Below are 25,185 nucleotides of genomic sequence, written 5' to 3'. Positions count from 1 at the left end.
GGGACGCCCCGCGTGGCATCCGGTACGGCGATGGCGCGCCCGGAGCCCGGACGCGCCATCGTGGTGTCGTGCGGCGGTCACCTCGCGGTCACCACCGCGCCCGTGCGGATCAGATCCCGCAGCTGGGCGCGGACCAGAAGCGGCTGGAACGGTGGTCGACGTGGGTGTGGTCGTTGTGGCCCGGATACCCGGGGCCCAGGATCCCGTTGAAGCCGTGGTTGCGGGCCTGCTGGGCCAGCCTGCACAGCGAGTGCGGTCCGGAGCCGAGGTCGGCCGCGTCCCCGTACAGGTGGCGGCTGTTGGAGGCGCCGCCGACCGCGTCGTTGCAGGCGTGCGAGCGGAACCCGCTGGTCACCCGGATCGGCTGGTCACCGAGCGCGTGCCGGAGCGCCTCCAGCTTCCACATCGTGCGCAGGGCGTTGGACTTCGCCGTGGCCGCGCTCACGGCGCCGCCCGACCAGGTGGAGTTGCAGGTGTTCAACTCGGCGTAGGAGAAGTGGACGGGCGTGCAGTCGTCGTCCTGCAAGGCGTAGATCTTGCTGAACGTGGCCGGTCCCGCCACGCCGTCGGCGGCCAGGCCGTAGGCCGACTGGAACCGTTGGACCGCGGCCGCGGTCGCCGGCCCGTACGAGCCGTCGATGGCGAGGACGCCGCCGGAGCCCGGGTACCCGGCCACCCGGATCTGGAGCTGGGTGACGTCGGCGCCGGAGGCGCCCTGGGACAGGGTGCGGGACCAGGTGTAGCAGCCGTCGGCCTGCGCGGGGCCGGCCGTGGCGAGCACACCACCCAGCGAGGCTGCTATGAGCATGACAATCGAGAGAAGAAGTCGTGCGGCACGTCTGGACAACGGGCCCTCCAGGGGGGGATGGGGAGTCCGGTACGGGGGATCGCGCGTGCACCGCCGAGCGTGACGGGCGGGTCGACGCGCGTCAACGGGGCGTGGACCACCGTCATTTGTCCGCCCAATGACGGCGGCCCTCGCCCCGTGTGCCCCCTGTCCCCGATCTGCGGCCGGCCCCCGTCCGGCCGGTCAGGCCGGCGCGTCCACCGGCAAGCGCGGACACACCTGATGCACGAGCTCGAACAACCGCCGCTCATTTCCCGCGAGTCCGGCCGCGGCGAGCGCCTGGTCCGCCTCGGCCATGGGCGGTGCGAGCACGGTGAGCGCCGTCGGGGCGCTCTGCGGGTCCTCGAGCGCGGCACGTGCCGTCTGGAGAAGGCGGATGTAGGCCTGGGCCGCGACAAGTTCGAGCTCGGTCATCTCAACTGCCCTTTCGTGCAAGGTCTCGGGCCTTCCCCCTGAAGGCCTCGGACCGACCAGTCTTGCGTACGGCACTGACAACGCCCCGCGACCTGCGCCGTTGCCGCGGTGTCCGGCACCCGGGCGGCCGATCGCCGTGAAGCGGCCGCCCGTCATACTGAGCGCTCCCGAAGATCACTCGGGTGGGCGCGACGGACACCAGGCACACGTGACAAGGAGCGAGCGATGAGCGAGCAGAACGGCACCCACACCGAGGCCGGGTACCGCACGGTCCACGAGATACAGCCGTCCGGTGACGTGCCCCTGAAGGAGGTGGCCGACCGTTTCGGCGAGGCACTCGCCGCGCCCCGCGCCGAGGTGTTCGGACGCGTGCAGCGGGCGGCGCGCAACCTGCCCGGCAGCCGCGTCGTCCGGGTCATCCCCGGCTTCGGGCTGCAGGAGAACGCCCCCGTGCACGTCATGGTGCTCACGCTGAAGGAAGGCGTGCGCCAGGCACTGGTCGACACCTTCACCAACGAGCGGTTCTGGAGCCGGGTGGAGACCGCCCTGGAGGAGCTCGTCACGGGCCTCGGCACCCAGGAGGGCGCACCGCACCTCCGGTTCCAGACCGAGGGCCCCGACGCGACCTCATACACCTACGACCTGCTGTTCGCGCTCCAGGACGAGGAGACGGAAGGCGCGCTGTACGCGATCTCCTTCTGTGTACGCGTCGACGTCGGTCTGCCCAAGGACCGGCTGCTCGCCCTGGGCCTCGAGGACACGGCCCCGTTCGCGATCCGGCTCGACGCGGTCAGCGTGCGCCGGGAGGTCTGAGCGCGGCCGTCATGGTGGAAGGCCACACCTTCCTGCCGCGATATGTGGGCGCGCGACACATGGGCCGGACGGTCGTGTGTCCCTACCGTTTCCAGCCATGACGAGCCAACTTCCCGGGCCGGCGGGATCACCCGCTGCCGCCGTCCGCCTCACGGGGCGCACCGCCCTCGTGACGGGCGGCGGCAGCGGCATCGGCCGGGCCTGCGCCCTCGCCCTGGCCGAAGCGGGCGCCCTGGTCCATGTCGTGGACCTGGACGCCGAATCGGCCAAGGACACCGCCACGGCGGCCGGCGGGATCGCGCACGCCGTGGACCTCGCCGACCGCACCGCCCTCGGCGGTCTGCCCCGCGACATCGACATCTTGGTCAACTGCGCGGGCCTGCAGCACGTCGCCCCCATCGAGGAGTTCGCCCCCGAGCGCTTCGAGCTGATTCAGCAGGTCATGGTCACCGCGCCGTTCCTGCTCATCCAGCGGTGCCTGCCGCACATGTACGCGCAGGGCTGGGGCCGGCTCGTGCACATCTCGAGCATGCACGGGCTGCGGGCCAGCGCCTACAAGTCCGCGTACGTGACGGCCAAGCACGGCCTCGAAGGGCTCAGCAAGGTGGCCGCGCTCGAAGGCGCCCCGCACGGTGTCACCAGCAACTGCGTCAACCCCGGTTACGTCCGCACCCCGCTCGTCGAGGGGCAGATCGCCGCGCAGGCCGAGGCCCACGGCATCGCGCCCGAAGCCGTGGTCGGCGAGGTGCTCCTGGACCGTTCGGCGATCAAGCGCCTCATCGAACCCGAGGAGGTGGCGGCCGCGGTGCTCTGGCTCTGCGGCCCGCACACCGGCTTCGTCACCGGCACCTCACTGCCGCTGGACGGCGGCTGGGGCGCCAACTAGCCCGCGCCGCCCCGGAAAACCCGTACCCCCGCGACAACCCGTACCACCGGAATCACCCGTACCCCCGCAAGCCCGTGTATCCCCAGCACCACCCGCACCCCTCCCCGGCAACACCCGCACCCCCGTCCCCGCACAGCCGACCGAAACGGTGGCCTCACCATGACCAGCGTCAGCTCCGCACCACCCAGCTCCCGCTCGATCCGCAGGATCGTCGCCGCGAGCCTCGTCGGCACCACCATTGAGTGGTACGACTTCTTCCTCTACGGATCCGCCGCGGCCCTGGTGTTCAACACCCTGTTCTTCCCCGACAGCGACCCGCTCGTCGGCACCCTCCTCTCCTTCCTCACCTACGCCGTGGGCTTCGCGGCCCGCCCGCTGGGCGGCGTGGTCTTCGGGCACTTCGGCGACAAGGTCGGCCGCAAGAAGCTCCTGGTCATCAGCCTCCTGATGATGGGCGGCGCCACCTTCGCGATGGGCCTGCTGCCCACGCACGCCACCATCGGCGTCGGCGCGCCGATCCTGCTGACCCTGCTGCGCCTCATCCAGGGCTTCGCGCTCGGCGGCGAGTGGGGCGGCGCCGTGCTCATCGTCTCCGAGCACGGCGGCCCCAAGCAGCGCGGCTTCTGGGCCTCGTGGCCGCAGGCCGGCGCGCCCGGCGGCAACCTGCTCGCCACGGGTGTGCTGGCGCTGCTCGCCGCGGTGCAGTCGGACGCCGCCTTCCAGGCCTGGGGCTGGCGCATCCCGTTCCTGCTGTCCGGTGTCCTGGTCGTGATCGGTCTGTGGATCCGTATCTCCGTCTCCGAGTCCCCGGTGTTCCTCGAGGCCCAGGCCAAGGCCGCGGCCCGCGCCGAGCAGGGCGTCAAGGACGAGGCCCCGGTCGTCGAGGTGTTCAAGCGCAGCTGGCGCGAGGTGCTCACGGCGATCGGCACGCGCTTCGGCGAGAACATCTCGTACTACGTCCTGACGGCCTTCCTGCTCGTCTACGTCACCACGCACCTCGAACTCCCCAAGTCCACGGCCCTCAACGCGGTCCTCATCGGCTCGGCCGTGCACTTCGTGACGATCCCCCTGTGGGGAGCCCTGTCCGACCGGATCGGCCGCCGGCCGGTGACCCTGGTCGGTGCCGTGGGCATGGCGCTGTGGGCCTTCGCGTTCTTCGCGCTGCTCGACACCGAGTCCTTCGCGGTGATCACCCTCGCGGTGACCGTGGGGCTGCTCTTCCACGGTGCGATGTACGGTCCGCAGGCGGCGTTCATCTCGGAGATGTTCGACACCAAGGTCCGCTACTCCGGCGCCTCCATGGGCTCGCAGCTGGCCTCGATCATCGGCGGCGCGCTCGCCCCGATCATCGCCGTGGAACTCCTCAAGGACTACGGCAACTCCACCCCCATCGCCCTCTACCTCGCCTTCGCGGCCCTGGTCACCGCCGTGACCGTGTGGATCGCGAAGGAGACCCTCGGCCGCGACCTCGCCAAGGACGGCGCCGCCGAGGACACGGCGGTGAAGGTGACCGCCTCGGTGCACGGCTGACCCGGTCCTCCGGTACGCCGCCCCTGCACACCGCCCGGGCCCGCCGTGCACGTCACGGCGGGCCCCCGCCTCGTACGGGAAACGTATGCTCCCCACCATGAACGGTCCCGGCGACGACCCCCTGGCCCGCACCGACGCCCCGGCCCGTACGGACCCACTGGCCTGCACCGCCGCCCTGCGCCGCCTGCTCGACCTGCTGGCCGACGGCGCCGGGGCCGAGGAGTTCGCGAAGCCCGCCGAGCAGGCCCGTGCGGCGGGCGCGGGCGCCGCCGAACTGGCGGAGATCACCGAGGCCACCGAGGTCGCCCTGCGCATCCGGCGCACCCTGAGCCAGCACCGGCGCCGCGAGACCGAGCTGACCGCGCTCTTCGACACGGCCAGCGACCTCGCCGCGCTCCGCAACCTCGACGCGGTCCTGCGCGCCATCGTGCATCGCGCCCGCCTGCTCCTCGGCACCGACGTGGCGTACATGTCCCTCAACGACGACGTGGCCGGCGACACCTACATGCGGGTCACGGACGGTTCGGTGTCGGCGGCCTTCCAGCAGCTGCGGCTCGGGATGGGGGAGGGGCTCGGCGGACTCGTCGCGCACACCGCCCGCCCGTACGCCACCGGCGACTACCAGGACGACCCGCGCTTCCGGCACACGCTCACCATCGACAGCGCGGTCCGCGAGGAGGGCCTGCACGCGATTCTCGGCGTGCCGCTGCGGCTGGGGCCGAAGGTGATCGGTGTCCTGTTCGCCTCCGACCGATCCCCGCGCACCTTCTCGCCGCAGGAGGTCAACCTCCTGTCCTCGCTCGCCGACCACGCCGCCATCGCCATCGACAGCGCACGGCTCCTGGAGGAGACACGGGCGGCGCTCGACGACCTGAACGCCGCCTCCGCGACCATCAGCGCGCACAGCGCCGCCACCCGCCGCGCAGAAGAGGCCCACGACCAGCTGACCGACCTCGTGCTGCGCGGCGGCGGCGCCGATGAGGTGGCCGCCGCCCTGGCCGCCATCCTCGACGGCGGGATCGTCCTGCACGACGCCGACGGCGCCGAACTCGCCGCCACCGCGGGCCAGTCGGGCGCGCTGCCCGTCCCCGACGTCACCGTCTCCGCGCCCGACATCACCGCCTCGCGCACCAGCGGCCGCGCCGTCCGGCGCGACGGCGTCTGGGTGTGCGCCGTGCTCGCCGGACCCGAACTGCTCGGCTCCCTCGCCCTCACCGGACGCCCGGACCTGTCGGATGCGGACCGGCTCCTGTTCGAACGCGCTGCCGTCGTCACCGCGCTGCTGCTCCTGCTGCGCCGCTCGGTGGCCGAGGCGGAGGAGCGGGTGCGCGGCGAGCTTCTGAGCGACCTGCTCTCCTCGGCCGGCGACCCGGCCGCCCTCACGGCGCGGGCGCGCCGCCTCGGGGTGTCCCTGGCCCGGCCGCACGCGGTGTTCGTGCTGCACGCGGAGTCCGCCCCGCGCCACCGGCTGCTCGCCGCGGGTGCGCGGCTGGCCGAGGGCGGGCTCGCCGGGATCCACCACGAGCACGTGGTCCTCGTGCTGCCCAGTGATCAACCCGGACCCCGTGCACAGGTATTGGCCGACCAGCTCGGCCAGACCCTCGGCACCGCCGTCACGGTCGGCGCGGCGGGACCCGCACCGGGACCCGCGGGCCTCGCGGCCGCGCACACCGAGGCCGCCCGCTGCCTCTCCGCCCTGCGCGCCCTCGGTCACTCGGGCCAGGGCGCGGCCCTCGCCGACCTAGGCTTCGTCGGCGTACTCCTCGGCGACCAGGCCGACTTGAAGGGGTACGTGGAGCGCACCCTCGGTCCGCTTCTCGCCTACGACGCCCAGCGCGGCACGGCGCTCGTCGCCACGCTCGACGCGTACTTCACGGAAGGCGCGAGCCTCACCCGCACCAAGGACGCCCTGCACGTCCACGTGAACACGGTCGTGCAGCGCCTCGAACGGATCGGCCGCCTGGTGGGAGAGGACTGGAACAGTCCGGCGCGTGCCTTGGAGTTCCAACTGGCGCTGCGGCTGCACCGGTTGAGCCGCACGTCCTGACTTCGCCGGCTGCTCCGGGGTCCGACGGGCACCGCGTCGTCTCAGCCTTCGCTCGGCCCGGGCCCCTCGAAGTGGCCGCGCAGCGCGGCCAGTACGGGCTGCGGGGTCTCGGCGACCGCGAGGTGCGAGGCGGCCGGGAGTTCGATCAGGGTCGAGCGGGCGATCCCGTCCGCGAGTTCCCGCAGGTGGGCGGGCGGTGTCGCCGGATCCTCGCGGCCGGCCACGAGGAGCGTCGGCGCGGTGATCGCCCCCAGGCGGCCGCGCAGGTCGAAGGAGGCCAGCGCGGAACAGCACGCCGCGTACGCCTCCGGATCGGTGGCGCGGTGGTCGTCGAGCAGCCGCTGCACCGTGAACCCCGGGGTGAACCAGCGCTCGGGCGCGGACCCGGCCACGGACTCCAGGCCCTCGCGCCGTACCAGCGCGGCCCGGTCGAGCCAGCGCTGCGGTTCGCCGAAGTGCGCCGAGGAACAGAGCACGGCGAGCCGGTCGATGCGGTCGGGCCGGTGGGCCGCGAGATGCAGCCCGATCGCACCGCCGATGGACACCCCCGCGTACGAGAACCTCTCGATGCCGAGCGTGTCCGCGAGGGCCAGCACGAGATCCGCCAGCTCGCCCACGCTCGTCTCAGGCCCGATCAGTGCGCCGGGCGAGCGGCCGTGGCCGGGCAGGTCGAAACGGATGACGCGGAAGGCGGCCGACAGCCCGGGCGCGACGGCGTCCCACAGGGCGGTCGAGGTGCCGAGCGAAGGGCCGAGCAGCAGCGGGGGAGCCGTGGGGGAGCCCTCGGTGGTGTGGTGCAGGGTGGTCAAGGTCTCGCTCCTGTGCGCGGTCATTGGGGGTGGGTCGTAGCGTGCGTTCGCTCCGGTCGGCCGGTAGGTGTCGGGCCCCAGGGCCGGTGCTCTGACTCCTACCGTCGTTCCAGTGCCCGGTCGGTGAGGGCCGCCGCCGCTCCCGTATAGGCGGCCGGGTCGGTCAGGTTCGCGAGGTCGAGGTGCGCGAACTCCGGGATGTCGGCGAGGAGTTGCGCGAGCGTGCCTTCGCCGTCGCGGACGCGGGCCGCGACCGCGGTGAGGAGGTCCGTCGCCCGGGCGCGGCCGACGACGGCGCCGAGTGCGGCGGTGAGGCGTTCGGAGACGATCAGTCCGTCGGTGAGCTCCAGGTTGCGGCGCATCGCGGCGGCGTCGACGGACAGGCCGGAGACGAGAGCGAGGGCGTTCTCGGCAGCTCCGCCCGTGAGCCGCAACAGCGCACGCAGGGGCTCCCATTCGGCATGCCACGCGCCCGCAGGCCGCTCATCCTCGGCCGCCAGCGACGCGTACAGGACCGAGGCCAGCGCCGGCGCCTGCCGCGCGGCGGCCGCGACCAGCGTGGCCCGTACCGGATTGGCCTTGTGCGGCATCGCCGATGAGCCGCCGCCTGCGCTCTCGCGCACCTCGGAGATCTCGGTGCGTGACAGGGTGAGGACATCCGCGGCGAGTTTGCCCAGCCCGCCGGCCGTGAAGGCCAGCGCCCCGGCCAGATCGGCGACCGGGGTGCGGAGGGTGTGCCAGGGGAGTACGGGCTCGGTGAGGCCGGTCTCGCGGGCGAAGGCCGCGACCAGCTCACGGGCATGCTCCGGCGGCCCGAACGCGGCCAAGGTCCCTGCCGCGCCGCCCAGTTGGGCCGGCAGCGCGTCGCGTACGGACCTCAGCCGGTCCCTGCTGTCCAGGACCAGCGACCGCCAGCCTGCCGCCTTCAGTCCGAACGTGGTCGGCACCGCGTGCTGTGTCAGGGTGCGGCCTGCCATCACCGTGTCCCGGTGCTCCGCCGCCAGCACGGCCAGCTCCTCCGCCGTATGCGACAAATCCGCGAGCATCAGCTCCAGCGCGCGGCGGGCGACCAGCATCGTCGCCGTGTCCACGATGTCCTGGCTGGTGGCGCCCCGGTGGACGAACTCCCGGTGCCGCGCGGGAAGTGCGGCCTTCAGGTCCGAGACCAGGGCGAGCACCGGATTTCCGGCGGCGCGGGCCCGCAGCGCGAGCGTCCGCAGATCGCATCCGTCGGCGCGGGCCGCCGCGGACACCGCCTCGGCCGCCTCCGCGGGCACCCCGCCCAGCGCGGCCTGCGCGCGCGTGAGGGCAGCTTCCGCGTCCAACAGGCCCTGCACATACGCGAGATCGCCCACCACCTCGTCGACCCGCGATCCGGCCGACCCGGGCGAGAGCAGCCCGCCGTCCTCGTACGCAGTCATCCGCCTTCCTCGTACGCCGTCATCCGCCGTCCCGGCCCCGCCTCATCCGAAGTCCAGGAAGACCGTCTCGCCCGGACCCTGGAGCCGGATGTCGAAACGGTAGGTCCCCGGCCGCTCCTCCACCGCGAGCAGCGTGCCGCGGCGTTCGGCGGGCACCGCCGACAGCAGGGCATCCTCCTCCGCCCGCAGATAGGCCCGGGTGTACAGGTGGTGCAGCAGACCGCGCGCGAACACCAGGACGCAGAGATACGGGACACCGCCCGGTGGCAGCGTGCGCACCGCATAGTGCCCGTCCGCGTCCGTGGCGATCCGCCCGAAGCCGGTGAAGGTGACACCGTCGCGTCCGACGATCCGCCCCGTCACGGGATCGCGCCGCATCGACCCGGGCGCGCCGCCGCGCGACCCGTCGGGCGCGGGCTGCCAGGTTTCCAACAGGGCGTCGGGCACGGGCTGTCCGGCCCCGTCGTACACATACCCGTGCACCGTGATCAGGTCCGGGTGCCCGACCGGCGCGACCTCCGCGCCGCCCGGGAACGGCAGCGCGTACCCGTAGAACGGTCCGACCGTCTGCGAAGGCGTGGGCACGAGGGACATCAGCGGTCCTCCTCGAAGAGGGTGGCGGACGGACCGTCGAGCACGATGTCCCAGCGGTAGCCGAGCGACCACTCCGGCACGGACAGACCGTGGTCGTACGCGGCGACGAGCCGGGCGCGGGCGGCCGGGTCCGTCACCGACTGGAGCACCGGGTCGTGGGCGAAGAGGGGATCGCCCGGGAAGTACATCTGGGTCACGAGCCGCTGCGTGAACGCCGTCCCGAACAGCGAGAAGTGCAGATGTGCGGGCCGCCAGGCGTTGACGTGGTTGCGCCATGGATAGGCGCCCGGCTTGATCGTGGTGAAGGAGTATCTGCCCTCGTCGTCGGTCAAGCAGCGGCCGAACCCGGTGAAGTTGGGGTCGAGCGGGGCCGGGTGCTGGTCCAGCTGATGGGCGTAGCGTCCCGAGGCGTTCGCCTGCCACAGCTCGACCAACTGACGCCGTATCGGCCGTCCTTGACGGTCCGTCACCCGGCCCGTGACGGTGATGCGTTCACCGAGCGGCTCGCCCGCGTGCTGCCGGGTGAGATCGCGGTCGAGCGCGGTCACGTCGGTGAGGCCGAACGCGGGGCCGGACAGTTCCACGGCCTCGGGGTCGCGGACCGGGATCAGCGGCTGCCGCGGATGGCGCAGCGTACTGCTGCGGTACGGCGGGAAGCCGCGCGGCGGATGCACCGCACCGTCCGTGCCGGCCTGCACTTTGGCGACCTCGGCGTCCATCTGTTCCTGCGACAGGCCGTCCGGGAGGGGCGCGGCGACGTGGGTCATGAGTGCTCCGGAGGTCGGGAAGACGGGAGGACGGGAGAGGCACGAGGGCCCGGGCCGAGGAGTCGCGTACGAGAGTCATGAGTGCGGCCCGAGCCCTCAACGCGTCAGCGTTCGAGCACCAGAGCCAGGCCCTGGCCCACGCCGATGCACAGCGTCGCGACACCGACCCCGCTGCCGCGGCGGGCGAGCTGATGGGCCACGGTGCCCGCGAGCCGGGCGCCGGACATGCCGAGCGGATGGCCGAGTGCGATGGCGCCGCCCTGCGGGTTGAGGACCGCCGGGTCGAACTCGGGCCATTCGGCCACACAGCCCAGCACCTGAGCGGCGAACGCCTCGTTGAGCTCAAGGGTGTCGAGATCGGCGAAGGAGCGGCCCGCCTTCGCCAGCGCCCGCTCGACCGCCGGCACCGGCGCGAGTCCGAAGTACTGCGGATCCACCGCGGCCACACCGGTCGCCGAAATCCGCGCCAGTGGCTCACGTCCGGTGGCCCGCAGCCCCTCCTCGTCGGTCAGGAGCAGCGCGGCCGCACCGTCGTTGAGCGGGGAGGCGTTGCCCGCCGTGACGGTCCCGCCGTCCTTGCGGAACGAGGGCTTCAGCTGTGCCATCGCCTCCAGCGACGCGGTCTCGCGTACGCACTCGTCGCGCTCGTACGCCACCGGCTCGCCCTTGCGCTGCGGCACCGGGACGGGCACGACCTCGGCGTCGAACAGGCCGTTCTTCCACGCGGCCGCCGCCTTCTCGTGGGAGGAGAGGGCGAACGCGTCCTGCTGCTCGCGCGTGATGCGGTGCTTGTCCGCGATCAGCTCGGCCGACTCGCCGAGCGGAATGGTCCACTCGGGAGCCATCTGCGGGTTCACCATGCGCCAGCCGAGCGTGGTCGAGAACATCTCGGTGTGCCCGGCAGGGAAGGCCTTGTCGCTCTTCGGCAGCACATAGGGCGCGCGGGTCATCGACTCGACGCCGCCCGCGAGCGCGATCGACGCGTCGCCGAGCGCGATGGCCCGGGCCGCCTGGATCACGGCCTCCAGACCCGAGGCGCAGAGCCGGTTCACCGTGACGCCGGGCACCGAGGTGGGCAGGCCCGCGAGCAGCCCCGCCATGCGGGCCACGTTGCGGTTCTCCTCGCCGGCGCCGTTGGCGTTGCCGAAGTACACGTCGTCGATGCGGGCCGGGTCCAGCTCGGGGGAGCGGCCGACGAGCTCCCGTACCGCGTGGGCGGCCAGATCGTCGGGCCGTACGCTCGCGAGCGCACCGTTGTACCGCCCGACCGGCGTCCGGACCGCGTCCACGATGTACACATCGCGCGTGCTCATGCCTTGCTCCCCACTGTGTCTGCGATGGTGACCGGGGCGCCGGTCGCGGCGATCACCTCGGCCACGGACACCCCCGGCGCAGTCTCCACCAGGAGCAGCCCGTCCGGTACCACGTCGAGGACCCCGAGATCCGTGACGATCCGGTCGACACAGGCCTTTCCGGTCAGCGGCAGCGTGCACTCCGGCACGATCTTCGGCGAGCCGTCCTTCGCGGTGTGCGTCATGACCACGATCACGCGCCGCGCGCCGTGCACCAGATCCATGGCCCCGCCGATCCCGGTGACCAGCTTGCCGGGCACGGCCCAGTTGGCGAGGTCGCCGCCCGCCGAGACCTGCATGGCCCCGAGCACCGCCGTGTCGATGTGCCCGCCGCGGATCATCCCGAAGGACAGCGCGGAGTCGAAGAAGGAGGCGCCCGGCAGGACCGTCACGGTCTCCTTGCCCGCGTTGATCAGATCCGGGTCGACCTCCTCGTCCGAGGGGTACGGGCCGGTCCCGAGGATCCCGTTCTCGGACTCCAGGACCACCTCGACGCCCGGCGGCAGATGGTTCGGGATCAGCGTCGGCAGGCCGATCCCGAGGTTCACGTAACTGCCGTCCGCCAGCTCGCGCGCGGCACGCGCCGCGATCTGCTCGCGCGACCAGCTCATCGGTCCTCCCGCCGCGGCACACGCACCGTGCGCCGCTCGATCCCCTTGTCGGCGGCCTGCTCCGGCGAGAGCGCCACCACACGCTGGACGAAGATCCCCGGCAGATGCACTTGGTCCGGGTCGATCGCGCCGGGCTCGACCAGCTCCTCCACCTCGGCGATCGTGATCCGGCCCGCCATCGCAGCCGGCGGGTTGAAGTTGCGGCTCGCCTTGTTGAAGACGAGGTTGCCGTGCCGGTCGCCGCGGGCCGCCCGCACGAGGGCGAAGTCGGTGCGGATCGCCCGCTCCAGGACGTACGCGACGCCGTCGAACTCGCGCACCTCCTTGGGCGGCGAGGCCAGCGCGATCCCGCCCTCCCCGTCGTAGCGCAAGGGCAGTCCGCCGTCGGCCACCTGCGTGCCCACCCCGGCCGGCGTGTAGAAGGCGGGGATGCCGGTGCCGCCGGCGCGCAGCCGCTCGGCGAGCGTGCCCTGTGGGATGAGCTCGACCTCCAGCTCGCCCGCGAGGTACTGCCGGGCGAACTCCTTGTTCGCCCCGATGTACGACCCGGTGACGCGGGCGATCCGGCCCGCCGCGAGCAGCACCGCGAGCCCGGAGTCCAGTGCTCCGCAGTTGTTCGACACGACACCGAGACCGGACACACCGCGCTCGAGCAGCGCCTGGATCAGCACGTTCGGGACGCCGCTGAGACCGAAGCCGCCGACCGCGAGCGTGGCACCGTCGGTCACGTCGGCCACCGCCTCCGCGGCCGTGGCGACCACCTTGTCCATGACCAGAGCTCCTCTGCCGGCCGTGCGTTCCGCGTACGCAGCCGCCGCACGGAAGTAGTCAGTGCACTGATGAATATCGCCCGGACGGTCATGCTGGCAGTAGTACGGAGGGACGTCAACAACTTGCCTGATGCGTGCGGTTGTTCAGGTCGATGAAGGTGTGTGGCGGTAGCCCTCACGTCAGTATCGTGCAGTGCACCAACGAACTCGCGGGCCTGTGAGCCGGCGGAGGAGCGGCGGGAGACGACGCATGGCGGCCGTGGATCTGAGCACCCACCCCGGGCACCTGGCCCGCAGGCTCCAGCAGGCCCACTACCTGCTGTGGACCACGATGGTGTCCGAGGAGATCACCTCGCCGCAGTACGGGGTGCTGAACGCGCTGATGGCCGAACCGGGCCTGGACCAGCGCACTGTGGGGGAGCGGGTGGGCCTGGACCGCTCGACCGTCGCCGAGGTGGTCGGGCGGCTCGGGCGGCGCGGCCTGATCGAGAAGGTGCGCGACACCGAGGACGGCAGACGCTTCTCGCTGCGGCTCACGGGTGAAGGCGCAGGCGTCCACCGCAAGCTCACGGTCCGGACCGCCCGGATGAACCACGTCTTCCTCGCACCCTTGTCGGAGGCCGAACAGGCTGTGTTCCTCGACCTGTTGCGGCGGGTCTCCGACGCCGCCGAGCAGTTGCGCAGTCCGGTGGGGGTGACGGGAGCAGGGGACGGCGATGCGGCTCACCGCCCCTGGTGACAACCTGGTACGGACGCCGCGCAGGCGCCGTTTCCCACCCGAGCCGACTTCCCCGCGAGGAGTTCGATGATCTTCATCACCGCGAAGTTCCGCGTGCTGCCCGAGCACGCGGACCAATGGCCCGAGATCAGCCGCGAGTTCACCGAGGCGACCCGCGCCGAGCCGGGGTGCCTGTGGTTCGACTGGTCGCGCAGCCTGGACGACTCCGCCGAGTACGTCCTGGTGGAGGCGTTCCGCGACGAGGACGCCGGGGCCGCCCATGTGACCTCCGCCCATTTCAAGGCCGCACAGCAGACCCTGCCGCAGTACCTCGCGCAGACGCCGAGGATCGTCAACACGACCGTGCCGCAGGACGACTGGTCGCTGCTCGGCGAAATGGCCGTGGACAGCGACTGATCCGGCCCCGCGGGTGTGCGGACGGCTCGGGCCGTCCGCACACCCGCGCGCGGCGTCCGCCCGCTTCCCGCTCCCCGGGATCCTGCTTGCCCCGCCCGGGGCCGGATGTTGGGATGGGGCCCGTGACAGCTCAGCAGGGTGAGGCGACCGCCGCCGTCGAAGCGGTCTTCCGGATGGAGTCCGCGCGGATCATCGCCAGCGTGACGCGGGTGGTGCGCGACGTCGGCATAGCGGAGGAACTCGCGCAGGACGCGCTGATCAGCGCCCTCGAACAGTGGCCGCGCGACGGCGTGCCGGACAACCCGGCCGCATGGCTGATGACCGCCGCCCGCCGCAAGGCCATCGACCTCGTACGCCGCAAGGAGACGTACGCGCGCAAGCTCGCCGAGGTCGGCCGCACCCTCGAGGACGTGCCGCCGCCCGAGCCCTCGGACCCGGACGACATCGACGACGACCTGCTGCGCCTGATCTTCACGGCCTGTCATCCGGTGCTGTCCGCGAAGGCGCGTATCGCCCTCACCCTCCGGCTCCTCGGCGGCCTCACCACCGAGGAGATCGCCCGCGCCCTGCTCACCACCGAGCCGACCGTCGCCCAGCGCATCGTCCGGGCCAAACGCACCCTCGCCAAGGCCGACGTCCCCTACGAGGTGCCCGGCGCCGGCGAACGCCCGGCACGCCTCGCCTCGGTGCTCGAAGTCATCTACCTGATCTTCAACGAGGGCTACAGCGCCACCGCCGGCGAGGACCTGCTGCGCCCCGCGCTGTGCGAGGACGCGCTGCGGCTCGGCCGGGTGCTCGCCGCCCTCATGCCGGACGAGCCCGAAGTGCACGGACTCGCCGCCCTGTTGGAGTTCCAGGCCTCGCGCCTGCCGGCCCGCACCGGACCCGACGGCGAACCCGTGCTGCTCGCCGACCAGAACCGCACCAGGTGGAACCGCATGCTGATCCACCGCGGCGTCGAGGCGTTCCAGCGCGCCGGGACCGGCCCGTACTCCGTGCAGGCCGCCATCGCGATGTGCCATGCGCAGGCGCTGCGGTACGAGGACACCGACTGGCAGACGATCGCCTCCCTGTACGGCCGCCTCGCCCAACTCACCTCCTCGGCCGTGGTCGAGCTGAACCGGGCCGTCGCGGTCTCCATGGCCGAAGGACCCGCGCAGGCCCTGAAACTGGTGGACGCGCTGGCCGACGAAGAGGCGCTCAAGGGCTACCACCTGCTGCCGAGCGTGCGCGGCGACCTTTTGCAGCGCCTGGGCCGCACCGCCGAGGCGCGCGCGGCGTTCGAGGAGGCGGCCGCACTCGCGCGCAACGCCCGCGAACAGGAACTGCTCCTGGCCCGCGCCCGCGAACTGGATTCCGGCTCCGCCTAGACCAGCGCCCGCCTCGGCGAAGCCACTGGTGCCGTACGGAGGCCGAGGCCGTGCGCGACCTATAGTTGCCGCGTGCCCGCCCACGCGGCACGACCAGCGACAACCGCTCCGGGCAAGGAGGCGCCGTGACGGACTTCGACGCGATCGACGCGCTCCTGGCCTCGGTCCAGGAGGAGGCCGCGCTGCCGCCGGCCGCCGAACGCAGGCGGCTGCGGGAGGCCCTCGGCCTGTCCCGTACCCAGGTGGCGACGGCACTCGGCGTCTCGGCTTCGACCGTCGGCGGCTGGGAGAGCGGGCGCGACCCGAGCGGCGAGATCCGCGCCAAGTACGGGTATTTCCTGGAAGGCGCGCAGACGAAGCTCGCCGAGCCGTCCTCCGCTTCCGAGACGCCCGGGCCCGATGCTTCGGCTGCCGAAGCATCGACATCCGAAGTGTCGACATCCGAAGTGTCGGCTCCCGAGACCCTTGCCACCGAGCCCGAGGCGCCCGAGGACGCGGCGGAGACCCACGGGGGCGTGGCACTCGCCTCCCCTGAGCCCTGCGTGCTGTGCGGGGGCCCGGCTCGGCATCAAGTCGAGGGTTTCCCCCAGCACTTGGATGCCGCCGACTGCCAGGGTGCGCAGAGCGTACGGGAGGATCGGGCACCCGCTCCCACGTCCGCCCAACGCGCACCCGCGCCCACCGCCGCCGCCGCACCCACGAAGATCGTCCCCGCGGGCCGCCGCGCCGAGGAGGCGGACACCCCCGACCTCATCGCGCGCGCCGTCGAGGCCGCGCTCGCCGCGCACGGCGGTGACGTGGAGACGGCCACGGCCGCTCTGGTCAAGCGGGCCATCCCCGACGCCATGGCGCTGCTCGACGAGACCCGCAAGGGCGCCCGGTACCAGATCATCGCCCACCCGCCGATGCCCGACGTCCTGCGCCGCAAGAGCGCGCGCGGTCCGGACGACATCTGGGAGGCGCGCCCGAACTGGACCCGTCCTGAACTCCCGCCCGGCGCCCACGAGGTGACCGCGCTCGACATCAACGGCGCCTACCTGTCCGCCCTCAAGACCCACCTGCCGATCGGTGCCCTCGAACACTCGACGGGCGACGTGCACGACCGCCGGCGCGCGGGCGTCCACCTGATCACCCCGCCCCGCTGGGACCTGGAGCACCTCCTGCCCAACCCCCTCGGCAACCGCGAGGAGTCCGGGGAACTGTGGGTGACCGAGCCGACGCTGCGCCTGCTGCTTCGGCTCTCCGCGGATCCGTACGGACTGTGCGAGCCGCCCGTGATCCACGAGTCGTGGACCTCGGGCGCCACCGAGGGACTGCTCGAGAAGTTCCGTATCGCCCTGAAGGACGCCCGTGACCGCGCCATCGCCGAGGACGACACGGTCACGCTCGAATACGTGAAGGCGATGTACGCCAAGTTCGTCTCGACGATGGGGGAGTCCAACTACAACCGGGAGCTGTACCGCAGCGACTGGATGCACCTCATCCGCTCCCAGGCCTTCGCCAACCTCTGGATGAAGGCGTACAAGTGCTTCGACGAAGGCCTCGTCCTCGTCCGCGCGATGGGCACGGACGAGCTGCACGTGAGCGGCGATTGGCGCGCGCTCTTCACCGAGGGCCGTGGGGTCACCGAGGTGAAGGTGAAGGACGTGTACACCCTCGGCCAGGACCACGCCGAGTTCCCGGCGGACAGCTGACCACGACGCTCGGCGGGACCTGCGTCCCGGTCAGGCGGTGAGGCGCGCGAGCTCCGCGTTCGCCCGCTCGGTGACCAGAGCGAGCACCCGCCCCGCGGCGGCCAGGTCCTCCTCCGGAATCCCGCCCCAGATCCTGGCCGAGACCGGAGCGGTCTCGGCGCCGAGCGTCTGCTGGAGCGCACGCCCCGCGTCGGTCGGCCGCACCTGGCCGCCGTCCTCGGCGAGCAACTCCTTGGCCAGCAGCGCGTCGACCGTGGCCCGCAGCGCCGCGGGCTCGGCCTTCAGCGAACCCTGGACGGTCGCGACCAGGTCGTCCCGCGTCTGCTCGGAGCCGGCGGTGACCGCGGCGCGCAGGGTCACCGACTCCTGGAAGGTGATCCCGTGCCCGGTGAGCACTTGCTCGAGGACGCCGCGAGCGGCGTAGTGCGCGAGCGCGAGGTCGCGGGGGTTGGCGAGGGGTGCGGTGGCGGTCATGGTGTGCCCTCCTGCGTGCTCTCGTCGTGCGGATCGGATGCGTCACGGCGTACGGATGGATCTCGGCTCACGGCTGGATCGAGGCGTACGTCGAGCAAGGTCCTGAGCTCCTGCGTCAGCACGTGGGTGCGCTCGCCCTCGAGCCCGCCGAGCGGTTCGAGCAGCTGCTGGTGCAGCTCCTGGACCACCTCGATGGCCTTCCGGGTGACGGCCTGTCCCTGTGGGGTGAGGGTCAGTTGGACGGCGCGCGGGTCGCGCGGGTCGCGGGTGCGCTCGATGTGCCCGGCCGCTTCGAGCGCCCGCGCCAGCTTCGACACGTACAGCGCTTCGAGACCGGTGTGATCGGCGAGCTGCCGCTGGCTGGGACGCACGCCGGTGCGCTGCATGCCGTGCAGCGACGCGACCAACGCGTACTGCGCGTGCGTCAGACCCAGCGGTGCCACCGCGCGGTCGACGGCGACCCGCCACTTGTTGGCGAGCCGCCAGACCAGGAAACCGGGAGTTGGCCCCGGCGTACCGTTGCTCATGGAAAATAGAGTACATAGCTACTATGTACATGGCTACTGTTTTTCGCGCGCTCTATGCGGGAGCGGCGAAGGGCCCGTCCGCGGCGAAGGCGTGACGCGCGAACCGTTCCCCGATCCGCCGGTGTGCCGCCGCGTCCGGGTGCAGGTCGTCCGGCAGGGGCAGTTCTGCTGCGTCCTCCGCGCCGTACAGAGCGAGACCGTCCAGGTGGTGGAGCTGCGGGTCGTCGGCCGCGCGCTGGGCCACGATGCGGGCGAGCTCGTCGCGGATCACGCGCAACGTGAGCTTCCCTGCGGCCACTTCGGCGGGGTCGCCGGTGGCCTTGAAGCGCAGCGTGCCCGTTGCCAGGGCGTCGAGGTCGAAGGCGCCCGGGCCCGGTGTGTCCTCGTGGATCGCGCAGTGGATCGGTGACACGACGAGCAGCGGCGTGGTGGGGTGGCCTTCGCGGATCGTGTCGAGGAAGCCGTGCACCGCCGGGCCGAACGCGCGCAGCCGCATCAGATCCAGGTTGACGAGATTGATGCCGATCTTGACGCTGATGAGGTCCGCCGGGGTGTCCCGCATGGCGCGTGCGGTGAACGGATCGAGCAACGCACTGCCGCCGAACCCGAGGTTCACCAGGTCCGCGCCGCCCAGCCGCGCCGCGAGCGCCGGCCAGGTCGTGCTGGGGCTCGCCGCGTCCGAACCGTGGCTGATCGAACTGCCGTGGTGCAGCCAGGTCCTGCGGCCCTCCTGCGGTACGGGCTCGACCGGGGCGTCGGTGCGCAGCGCGACCAGCTGCGTGGTCTCGTTGTGCGGCAGCCAGACCTCCAGGACCTTGTCGCGGTCCGGCAGTCCGGCGAAGCGCAGGGTGCCCGCGGATCCCGGGGTGTGCTCGGCGGATCCGGTCGACATGTCGATGGTCACGGTGTCGCCGCCCGACACGCTTGCCTGCCCGGCCAGTTCGCCGTCCACGAGCAGGTCGTACAGGCCGTCGGGACGCGGCGGGGCGCCGGCGTACACGCGCTTGGTGGGCAGGGTGTCGAGCTCCAGCGCCGTGGCGCGGGTGCGCAGGGCGATCCGTACCCCCGAAGGCTGCGACTCGGCCATGGCCAGCTGGCCGTCGGCGCACTGCGCGCGGGCCCGGGCGGGCAGCCGGTGCGGCAGGACGCCGCGCCCGGTGGCTTCGAGTTCGAGGGCGCCGCGGACGATCGCGGGCGTGAGCGGGGTGGTGATCCAGCCGCGGTCGGCGGGGGCGTTCATGGTGGTTCAGGCCTTTCGTTCTTCGCGGTCCGGCTCGTCGGGCCAGGTGCGCAGCAGGGCGTCCAGCGCGTCGATGATCCGCGCCCACGACACCGAGGAGTCCGGGGCGCTGTGGCTGAAACCGCCGCTCAGCTCCAGGCTCACGTAACCGTGGAAGACGCTGCCGAGGAGCCGTACGGCGTGGGTCTGCGCCGGCTCGGCCAGGTCGTAGCCGCGCAGGATCGCCCGTGTCATCTGCGAGTGGCGCACTCCGGCGCCGGCCGCGGCGGTCTCCGGATCGAGGCGCAGCTGCGCGGCGGCGTAACGGCCGGGGTGCTCGCGCGCGTAACCCCGGTAGACCTCGGCGAACGCGGCCAGTGCGTCCTTGCCGGAGCGGCCCGCGAGCGCCTGCGCGGCGCGGTCGGCCATCTCCTCCAGGGCCAGCAGGGCGATCCGGGTCTTCAGGTCGTGCGAGCTCTTCACATGGGAGTAGAGACTCGCGACCTTCACGTCGAAGTGCCGGGCCAGCGCCGACACGGTCACGTGTTCGAATCCGACCTCGTCGGCGAGTTCCGCACCGGCCTGCGTGAGCCGCTGCGGCGTCAGCCCTGCCCTTGCCATCCCGGTCTCCTCGCCTCGCCCTAAGGCCATTATTCATTTGCCTACAGGTTTTAGGCAACTTACGATCGCCGGCATGAAGCCACTGACCGAATCCGAGATCCGCGCCTCCTTCGTGAACTGCTCGAAAGGGGAGGCCAAGCGCATGAACCTGCCGCGTGACCTGGCGGAGCGCCCGTGGGAGGACCTGGACTACCTGGGCTGGCGCGATCCGCAGGCGCCCGACCGCGCCTACCTCGTCGCCGAACTCGACGGACGCCTCCAAGGCGTGGTCCTGCGCGCCGGAGCGCGCCGCACCGGACAGGCGCGGCCCAGCATGTGCCGCATCTGCCTCACCGCCCACGAAGGCGGAGTGCCGCTGATGGTCGCCCCGCGCGCCGGCGAGGCGGGCAAGCAGGGCAACTCCGTGGGCATCTACATGTGCGACGAGCTCGACTGCTCGCTCTACACCCGCGGCATCAAGCAGGTCAGGCCCGCCATGCGGCTGGGCGAGACGCTCACGGTGGAGGAGCGGATCGCGCGCACGGTCACCAATCTGGAGGCCTTTCTGACGAAGGTCACCCACTGACCGGGCAGCGCCCCGCGCTCGCCTTAAACTCGCCGGATGGCAACGTACTTCGACGTCCACCCGGAGAATCCGCAGCGGCGCACCATCACCACGGTGGCCGAGAGTATCCGCAAGGGCGCGCTCATCGCGTATCCGACCGACTCCTGCTACGCGCTGGGCTGCCAGCTCGGCAACCGTGACGGCATCGCCCGGATCCGCACCATCCGCCAGCTCGACGACCGGCACCACTTCACGCTGGTGTGCCAGGACTTCGCGCAGCTGGGCCAGTTCGTGCACATCGACAACGACGTGTTCCGCGCCATCAAGGCCGCCACGCCCGGCAGTTACACCTTCATCCTGCCGGCCAGCAGGGAAGTGCCGCGGCAGCTGATGCACCCGAAGAAGAAGACCGTCGGCGTCCGCATCCCCGACCACGTCGTCACCCAGGCGCTCCTCGAAGAGCTCGGCGAGCCGCTCCTGTCCAGCACGCTGCTGCTGCCCGGCGAGGGCGAACCGCTCACGCAGGGCTGGGAGATCAAGGAGCGGCTCGACCACGTCGTCGACGCGGTGCTCGACTCGGGCGACTGCGGCACCGAGCCCACCACGGTGATCGACTTCTCCAACGGGGATGTCGAGATCATCCGGCGCGGAGCAGGGGACACCTCCCGCTTCGAGTGACCTTCGCGGGCTTCAGATGCCTGTCGGGCGCCTCGGGTTGCTGTCTCGCACGCACGCGATTGCCGCGTCAGCGGCGCCCGTAGTGGAGCGTGCCGCGTGCGGTGTCCGGCAGGTACAGCACGTCGTTGCCGTCCGAGTCCCGCCGCACCGCGAGGCGGTCCGCGGTGACGCCCGGCACGACGGACTGGGGCTGCCAGGCGCCGCCGACGGCGTGGGCCGCGAACACGCGGTCCGTGCCGGACGCGGTCACGTAGTAGACCCGCTCGCCCTCCGTCCCGTCCCGTGTGATGCCCAGCGCGGCCATGGTCTGTCCGCCCGCGTATACGGTCTGGCGCGCCCAGCCGCCCGAGCCCGGGGCGGCGTAGTACACGCGGAAGACGCCCGCGCTGTCCTCGGAGCGGTAGCGGTAGGCGACCCGCGGCGCGGATCCGTTGAGCGTCAACTTGGCGCTCTGCACGGCCGGTCCGGTGTAGCCGGTGTTGTCGGTGCTCCACTGCTCGCCGGCCGTCAGGTCCTGGATGACGTCCGCGGTCGCCGGGGTGGCCGGCACGGTGGCGGCCGCTCCCGTGCTGTCGGCGAAGGTGCCGGTGGCCGGGTCGTACCGGAGATACGAGAGCTGGTGGCGGAAGGCGGAGGACGGCGCCTTGGACCACTCGTACAGGATGTGCACCCGGCCCGCGGAGTCCACGGCGAGATCGTCCGGGTATACGGCGCGGTACTGGGCCGCGGCGAACGTGGCGACCGTGCTCCAGCGCGAGGCGGCGTTGTCCCAGCGGTACAGCTTCCCCGGGCGCTGGTCGTTGCCGCAGCCGACCCTGGCCGTCAGGTAGAGGTCGCCGTTGGGTGCGGTGGTCAGCACCGGATACGTGATTCCCTGGCCCGCGTCCGGCAGTTCGGCCGCGTGGTCCGTGACGCTGCCGCCGGGGCTCTCGGTGCGGAAGTAGCGCCAGGGGTTGCAGTGCATCGAGGTGAACACGTGCAGCCGGCCGCTGCCGTCGCGCGCGACGGACGGCTGGTTGTGCCCGAGGTCGTCGGTGAACTCGGCCTGCGTTCCGGAGCTGTTGAGCAGCGGAAGTCTGCTCCAGCTGCCGTCGGGGGCGCGCCGGGCGATGGCCGGCCGGTGCGTGGACGCGCTGGAACCGGGCTCGTTGAACGCCATGTAGGTGTACTGGCCCGCGCCCTTGTACGTGGCCAGGGGCGTCCACCAGGCGGCCTGGTTGGAGGAGTCCATGGCGTACGGGACCTTCTCGACGGTGGTGGTGGCGGCTGCTGTTGGGGCTCCGGCCCTGTCTGCGGCTTCGGCTTCGGCGGAGGCGGTCGTGGTGGTGGCCGGGGTGGCGGTCGCGGTGGCTCCGGTGCCGGTGAGTGTCAGCAGGCCGGCGACGGCGGCTGCGGTGACGGCGTACGTGCGTGCGCCGAGAAGCCTCATGGAGGTGACTCCTTGAAGGGAGGGGCCGGTTCGGCCCGGAACCTACCCGAGATCCCACAGTCTGAATAGGCTGTGCACAATATGGGACCTCAATGCTTTACTGGCGCTCCTGGGTGTGGCTGCTTGAGCCGTACGCGACCCGACTGCGATGTCCGAATGTGACAGACAGCCGTCATTGCGGCCATCGAGCGGCCCGGGCGAGGATGAGGACATGCCCCTCAAGCACCGAGTCGTCATCGCGGTCTTCCCGGATGTCGACCTCCTCGACGTCACCGGCCCGGCCGAGGTCTTCGCGCTCGCCAACCGCGAGACCTCGGGCCGCGCCGGATACGAGGTGAAGCTCGCCGGACCCTCGGCGGGCGAGGTGCGGACCTCGGCGGGGGTGCGGGTCGTCGCCGACCTGGGCTTCGACGAGGTCGACGGGCAGGTCGACACGCTGCTGGTGCCCGGTGCGGTGGACTTCACCGAGGCGGGCCCCGTGGCCCGCGTCGACCCGGACATCGTGGCGTGGCTCGAACGCACCGCGCCGCGCTCGCGCCGCGTCGCCTCGGTCTGCGTGGGCGCCCATCTGCTGGCGGCGGCGGGGCTCCTGGACGGCAGGACGGCCACCACCCACTGGTCCACCGCCGCCCAGCTCGCCGCCGACCACCCGGCGGTCACGGTCGACCCGGACCCGATCTTCGTCCGCACTGACCGCGGCCGGCTCTGGACAGGTGCGGGCATCAGCGCCTGCCTCGATCTCTCCTTGGCCCTCGTCGCCGAGGACCTGGGGGAGAAGGCCGCGCTGGCCGTGGCCCGGCAGCTGGTGATGTACCTGAAGCGGCAGGGCGGGCAGAGTCAGTTCTCCGTCCCGCTCAGCCGGCCGGCCGCGGCCCGGCGCGACATCGACGAGCTGCGGGTGTGGATCGCCGACCATCTCGACGAGGACCTGTCCGCCGAGGTGCTCGCGGCCCGCATGTGCCTGAGCGAGCGGCACTTCGCGCGGGTCTTCAAACAGGAGACGGGGCAGAGCCCGGCCGCCTATGTGGAGGCCGCCCGCGTGGAGACGGCCCGCCGTCTCCTGGAGACCACGGACGACGCGCTCGACCGCATCGCCGCGGCGGCCGGACTCGGTTCGGCGGAGACCCTGCACCGCGCGTTCAAGCGGCAGCTGGCGACGACTCCGGCGGGTTATCGACGGCGCTTCCGCACCAGTTCCACGTGAAACATTCCACCCTTCCATCCCTTCTACTCTCTCTGCTCTTTTCGTCTCTCAAGTCCTCTCTCTCCAGTCACCAACCTGTCCCGGTCCGCTGCGGCGTGTGGCTGCGCCCTGCCCGGAACCCGATGAAAGGCATCCCATGACTCAGCACGCGAAGTCCCTGCGCGAGGTCGTCGGACTCGGCGACGAGCTGCCCAAGCTGGCCGACTCGATCGTCGTGCTCATCGACTTCCAGAACACCTACCGCTCCGGCGTCATGGCACTCGAAGGCGCCGAGGAGGCCCTCGCGGCCGGCGCCCGCCTCCTGGAGCGCGCCCGCGCCGCCGGTGCCCCCGTGGTGCATGTGATGAACGACGGCGGTGAGGGCACCCCGTACGACATCCGTGCGGAGATCGGCGCGATCAGCGACGAGGTCGCCCCGGTCGAGGGGGAGGCCGTCGTGGTCAAGGGCTTCCCCAACTCCTTCCACGAGACGGACCTGGTCGAGGTGCTCACGGGCCTCGGTGCCGGTCCGGGCAGCGGCAAGGACCTGGTGCTCGCCGGTTTCATGACGCACATGTGCGTCAACTACACGGCGCAGGGCGCCTTCAACCTCGGCTACCGGCCCACGGTGGTCGCGGAGGCGACCGCCACGCGCAGCCTCGCGGCCCCCGACGGCTCCGTCGTTCCGGCCGCCGCCCTGCAGTCGGCCGCGCTGACCACGATCGGCGACCTGTTCGCCGTGGTGGCCCCGAAGGTGGACTCGCTCGAGGACTGAACGCCCGTATGAGGTAGGGGATTTGATCGAGGCGAGAACGCCCCGGGCTCAACTCCCGTATGACGAAGGGCGGGACGGCCGATGCGCCGTCCCGCCCCTTCGCGTGCTCGCGGGCCGGTCAGCCCGTCTGCTCGCTGATGTTGACCATCCACGGAACCCCGAACCGGTCCGTGCACATGCCGAACACATCGCCCCACATCTGCTTCTCCAACGGCACGGTGACCGTGGCGTTCGCCGCCAACTTCTCCCAGTAGCCGCGCAGTTCGTCCGCGTCGTCGCCGCTCAGGCTCACCGAGAAGTTCGCGCCGGACTGCTGCGGCATGTCCGGGTGCTGGTCCGCGCCCATCAGCGTGTAGCCGCTCGCGGTCTCCAGCATGCCATGCATGATCTTGTCGGCCATCGGCGTCCCGGCCATCCCGGACTCGCCGTAGGTGTTGAGCAGGAGCGTGCCCCCGAAGACCTGCTCGTAGAACTCCAGGGCCTCGCGGGCGTTTCCGTCGAAGCTGAGATACGGGTTGAGACGGGAACTCATGGCATGCTCCTCGGTCGGTGAGAGCTCCGCAGGGACGCCGGCGCCCGCGGGGGCCCGGCCCTGTTCCACCGTAGCCCCGCGGACAGGAGGCCGCCCGGCCTGCGGATCGCCACCCGGCGCGCTCGGCGCGGGATGGGTCGCAG

Annotated in this window: 26 protein-coding genes and 1 pseudogene; 12 read left to right on the top strand and 15 right to left on the bottom strand. The window is 72.0% G+C overall.

The window, feature by feature from the left end; genetic code table 11:
- Window positions 1–109: 109 nt before the first annotated feature.
- On the bottom strand, window positions 110–847 hold the full coding sequence (locus BLT97_RS00595; protein ID WP_093606641.1) for a D-Ala-D-Ala carboxypeptidase family metallohydrolase: 738 nt from the start codon (window positions 845–847) through the stop codon (window positions 110–112).
- Between the two features lie 183 nt (window positions 848–1,030).
- Entirely contained in the window at window positions 1,031–1,261 is a 231-nt protein-coding gene (locus BLT97_RS00590) for a hypothetical protein (protein ID WP_093606640.1), read from the bottom strand.
- A gap of 225 nt (window positions 1,262–1,486) precedes the next feature.
- On the opposite strand from BLT97_RS00590, the gene BLT97_RS00585 reads away from it, so the two are divergent.
- The 4 genes from BLT97_RS00585 (at window position 1,487) to BLT97_RS00570 (ending at window position 6,537) form a co-directional block, all read left to right on the top strand.
- The gene (locus tag BLT97_RS00585) at window positions 1,487–2,074 is read left to right on the top strand and encodes a hypothetical protein (RefSeq protein ID WP_093606639.1); all 588 of its coding nucleotides are present in this window, start codon (window positions 1,487–1,489) and stop codon (window positions 2,072–2,074) included.
- A 97-nt stretch (window positions 2,075–2,171) separates the two neighbouring features.
- Complete coding sequence (locus BLT97_RS00580) at window positions 2,172–2,960, top strand: 3-hydroxybutyrate dehydrogenase (RefSeq protein WP_093606638.1); 789 nt, start codon at window positions 2,172–2,174, stop codon at window positions 2,958–2,960.
- A gap of 159 nt (window positions 2,961–3,119) precedes the next feature.
- Window positions 3,120–4,490 (top strand): MFS transporter, encoded by a 1,371-nt coding sequence (locus BLT97_RS00575; protein ID WP_093606637.1) that lies wholly within the window; start codon window positions 3,120–3,122, stop codon window positions 4,488–4,490.
- Window positions 4,491–4,587: 97 nt separating this feature from the next.
- Window positions 4,588–6,537: a helix-turn-helix domain-containing protein gene (locus tag BLT97_RS00570; protein WP_093607666.1), complete on the top strand. Its 1,950-nt coding sequence runs from the start codon at window positions 4,588–4,590 to the stop codon at window positions 6,535–6,537.
- A gap of 62 nt (window positions 6,538–6,599) precedes the next feature.
- Here BLT97_RS00570 and pcaD read toward each other — a convergent pair.
- From pcaD to BLT97_RS00535, 7 genes and pseudogenes are all read right to left on the bottom strand, one after another.
- Window positions 6,600–7,370, bottom strand: a pseudogene (pcaD, locus tag BLT97_RS00565) (3-oxoadipate enol-lactonase); the annotation flags it as partial.
- A 74-nt stretch (window positions 7,371–7,444) separates the two neighbouring features.
- Complete coding sequence (gene pcaB / locus BLT97_RS00560) at window positions 7,445–8,767, bottom strand: 3-carboxy-cis,cis-muconate cycloisomerase (RefSeq protein ID WP_093606635.1); 1,323 nt, start codon at window positions 8,765–8,767, stop codon at window positions 7,445–7,447.
- A 42-nt stretch (window positions 8,768–8,809) separates the two neighbouring features.
- Window positions 8,810–9,361 carry a protocatechuate 3,4-dioxygenase subunit alpha gene (gene pcaG / locus BLT97_RS00555; RefSeq protein ID WP_093606634.1) on the bottom strand — a complete coding sequence of 184 codons (552 nt, stop codon included), beginning with the start codon at window positions 9,359–9,361 and terminating at the stop codon, window positions 8,810–8,812.
- Window positions 9,361–10,128, bottom strand: a complete 768-nt coding sequence (pcaH, locus tag BLT97_RS00550) for a protocatechuate 3,4-dioxygenase subunit beta (RefSeq protein WP_093606633.1) — start codon at window positions 10,126–10,128, stop codon at window positions 9,361–9,363. Before pcaH ends, pcaG begins: the two co-directional genes overlap by 1 nt.
- Window positions 10,129–10,232: 104 nt before the next feature.
- Window positions 10,233–11,441, bottom strand: coding sequence for a thiolase family protein (locus BLT97_RS00545; protein ID WP_093606632.1), 1,209 nt, complete (start codon window positions 11,439–11,441; stop codon window positions 10,233–10,235).
- Window positions 11,438–12,091: a CoA transferase subunit B gene (locus tag BLT97_RS00540; protein ID WP_093606631.1), complete on the bottom strand. Its 654-nt coding sequence runs from the start codon at window positions 12,089–12,091 to the stop codon at window positions 11,438–11,440. The genes BLT97_RS00545 and BLT97_RS00540 overlap by 4 nt, the downstream gene beginning before the upstream one ends.
- Window positions 12,088–12,861 carry a CoA transferase subunit A gene (locus BLT97_RS00535; RefSeq protein ID WP_093606630.1) on the bottom strand — a complete coding sequence of 258 codons (774 nt, stop codon included), beginning with the start codon at window positions 12,859–12,861 and terminating at the stop codon, window positions 12,088–12,090. The genes BLT97_RS00540 and BLT97_RS00535 overlap by 4 nt, the downstream gene beginning before the upstream one ends.
- Window positions 12,862–13,111: 250 nt before the next feature.
- Between BLT97_RS00535 and BLT97_RS00530 the strand changes: the two genes are divergently transcribed.
- The 4 genes from BLT97_RS00530 to BLT97_RS00515 all read left to right on the top strand — a co-directional run bounded on the left by BLT97_RS00530 (window position 13,112) and on the right by BLT97_RS00515 (window position 17,060).
- Window positions 13,112–13,600: a MarR family winged helix-turn-helix transcriptional regulator gene (locus BLT97_RS00530; RefSeq protein ID WP_093606629.1), complete on the top strand. Its 489-nt coding sequence runs from the start codon at window positions 13,112–13,114 to the stop codon at window positions 13,598–13,600.
- A gap of 66 nt (window positions 13,601–13,666) precedes the next feature.
- Window positions 13,667–13,996 (top strand): putative quinol monooxygenase, encoded by a 330-nt coding sequence (locus BLT97_RS00525; protein WP_093606628.1) that lies wholly within the window; start codon window positions 13,667–13,669, stop codon window positions 13,994–13,996.
- A 113-nt stretch (window positions 13,997–14,109) separates the two neighbouring features.
- The gene (locus BLT97_RS00520) at window positions 14,110–15,366 is read left to right on the top strand and encodes an RNA polymerase sigma factor (protein WP_093606627.1); all 1,257 of its coding nucleotides are present in this window, start codon (window positions 14,110–14,112) and stop codon (window positions 15,364–15,366) included.
- Between the two features lie 125 nt (window positions 15,367–15,491).
- Window positions 15,492–17,060 carry a helix-turn-helix domain-containing protein gene (locus BLT97_RS00515; protein WP_093606626.1) on the top strand — a complete coding sequence of 523 codons (1,569 nt, stop codon included), beginning with the start codon at window positions 15,492–15,494 and terminating at the stop codon, window positions 17,058–17,060.
- Window positions 17,061–17,090: 30 nt separating this feature from the next.
- Here BLT97_RS00515 and BLT97_RS00510 read toward each other — a convergent pair whose 3' ends face one another.
- Genes BLT97_RS00510 through BLT97_RS00495 form a run of 4 tightly spaced genes read right to left on the bottom strand, consistent with a single transcriptional unit; the run spans window position 17,091 to window position 19,901 of the window.
- On the bottom strand, window positions 17,091–17,534 hold the full coding sequence (locus tag BLT97_RS00510) for a MarR family transcriptional regulator (protein ID WP_093606625.1): 444 nt from the start codon (window positions 17,532–17,534) through the stop codon (window positions 17,091–17,093).
- A complete protein-coding gene (locus BLT97_RS00505) occupies window positions 17,531–18,061 on the bottom strand; it encodes a MarR family winged helix-turn-helix transcriptional regulator (protein WP_093606624.1) in 531 nt (176 codons plus the stop codon). The genes BLT97_RS00510 and BLT97_RS00505 overlap by 4 nt, the downstream gene beginning before the upstream one ends.
- Before the next feature lie 52 nt (window positions 18,062–18,113).
- Window positions 18,114–19,301 carry a GDSL-type esterase/lipase family protein gene (locus BLT97_RS00500; protein ID WP_093606623.1) on the bottom strand — a complete coding sequence of 396 codons (1,188 nt, stop codon included), beginning with the start codon at window positions 19,299–19,301 and terminating at the stop codon, window positions 18,114–18,116.
- Window positions 19,302–19,307: 6 nt separating this feature from the next.
- Window positions 19,308–19,901: a TetR/AcrR family transcriptional regulator gene (locus BLT97_RS00495; RefSeq protein ID WP_093606622.1), complete on the bottom strand. Its 594-nt coding sequence runs from the start codon at window positions 19,899–19,901 to the stop codon at window positions 19,308–19,310.
- 73 nt (window positions 19,902–19,974) lie between these two features.
- Here BLT97_RS00495 and BLT97_RS00490 point away from each other — a divergent pair, with 73 nt between their 5' ends.
- A complete protein-coding gene (locus BLT97_RS00490; RefSeq protein WP_093606621.1) occupies window positions 19,975–20,466 on the top strand; it encodes an FBP domain-containing protein in 492 nt (163 codons plus the stop codon).
- 36 nt (window positions 20,467–20,502) lie between these two features.
- The gene (locus BLT97_RS00485) at window positions 20,503–21,123 is read left to right on the top strand and encodes an L-threonylcarbamoyladenylate synthase (protein WP_093606620.1); all 621 of its coding nucleotides are present in this window, start codon (window positions 20,503–20,505) and stop codon (window positions 21,121–21,123) included.
- A 67-nt stretch (window positions 21,124–21,190) separates the two neighbouring features.
- Here the strand turns inward: BLT97_RS00485 and BLT97_RS00480 are convergent, their stop codons facing one another.
- Window positions 21,191–22,552, bottom strand: a complete 1,362-nt coding sequence (locus tag BLT97_RS00480) for a BNR-4 repeat-containing protein (protein ID WP_093606619.1) — start codon at window positions 22,550–22,552, stop codon at window positions 21,191–21,193.
- 211 nt (window positions 22,553–22,763) lie between these two features.
- Between BLT97_RS00480 and BLT97_RS00475 the strand changes: the two genes are divergently transcribed.
- Both BLT97_RS00475 and BLT97_RS00470 read left to right on the top strand, forming a co-directional pair.
- Window positions 22,764–23,756: a GlxA family transcriptional regulator gene (locus tag BLT97_RS00475; protein WP_093606618.1), complete on the top strand. Its 993-nt coding sequence runs from the start codon at window positions 22,764–22,766 to the stop codon at window positions 23,754–23,756.
- Between the two features lie 136 nt (window positions 23,757–23,892).
- Window positions 23,893–24,510 (top strand): isochorismatase family protein, encoded by a 618-nt coding sequence (locus BLT97_RS00470; protein ID WP_093606617.1) that lies wholly within the window; start codon window positions 23,893–23,895, stop codon window positions 24,508–24,510.
- Window positions 24,511–24,628: 118 nt separating this feature from the next.
- On the opposite strand, the gene BLT97_RS00465 is transcribed toward BLT97_RS00470, so the two are convergent.
- Window positions 24,629–25,042 (bottom strand): VOC family protein, encoded by a 414-nt coding sequence (locus BLT97_RS00465; RefSeq protein ID WP_093606616.1) that lies wholly within the window; start codon window positions 25,040–25,042, stop codon window positions 24,629–24,631.
- Between the last annotated feature and the right edge of the window lie 143 nt (window positions 25,043–25,185).

Source organism: Streptomyces indicus, from assembly GCF_900100315.1.
GTDB lineage: Bacteria > Actinomycetota > Actinomycetes > Streptomycetales > Streptomycetaceae > Streptomyces > Streptomyces indicus.
The sequence above is the reverse complement of the archived record's forward strand: the minus strand, read 5'-3'. Positions and strand labels throughout refer to the sequence as shown.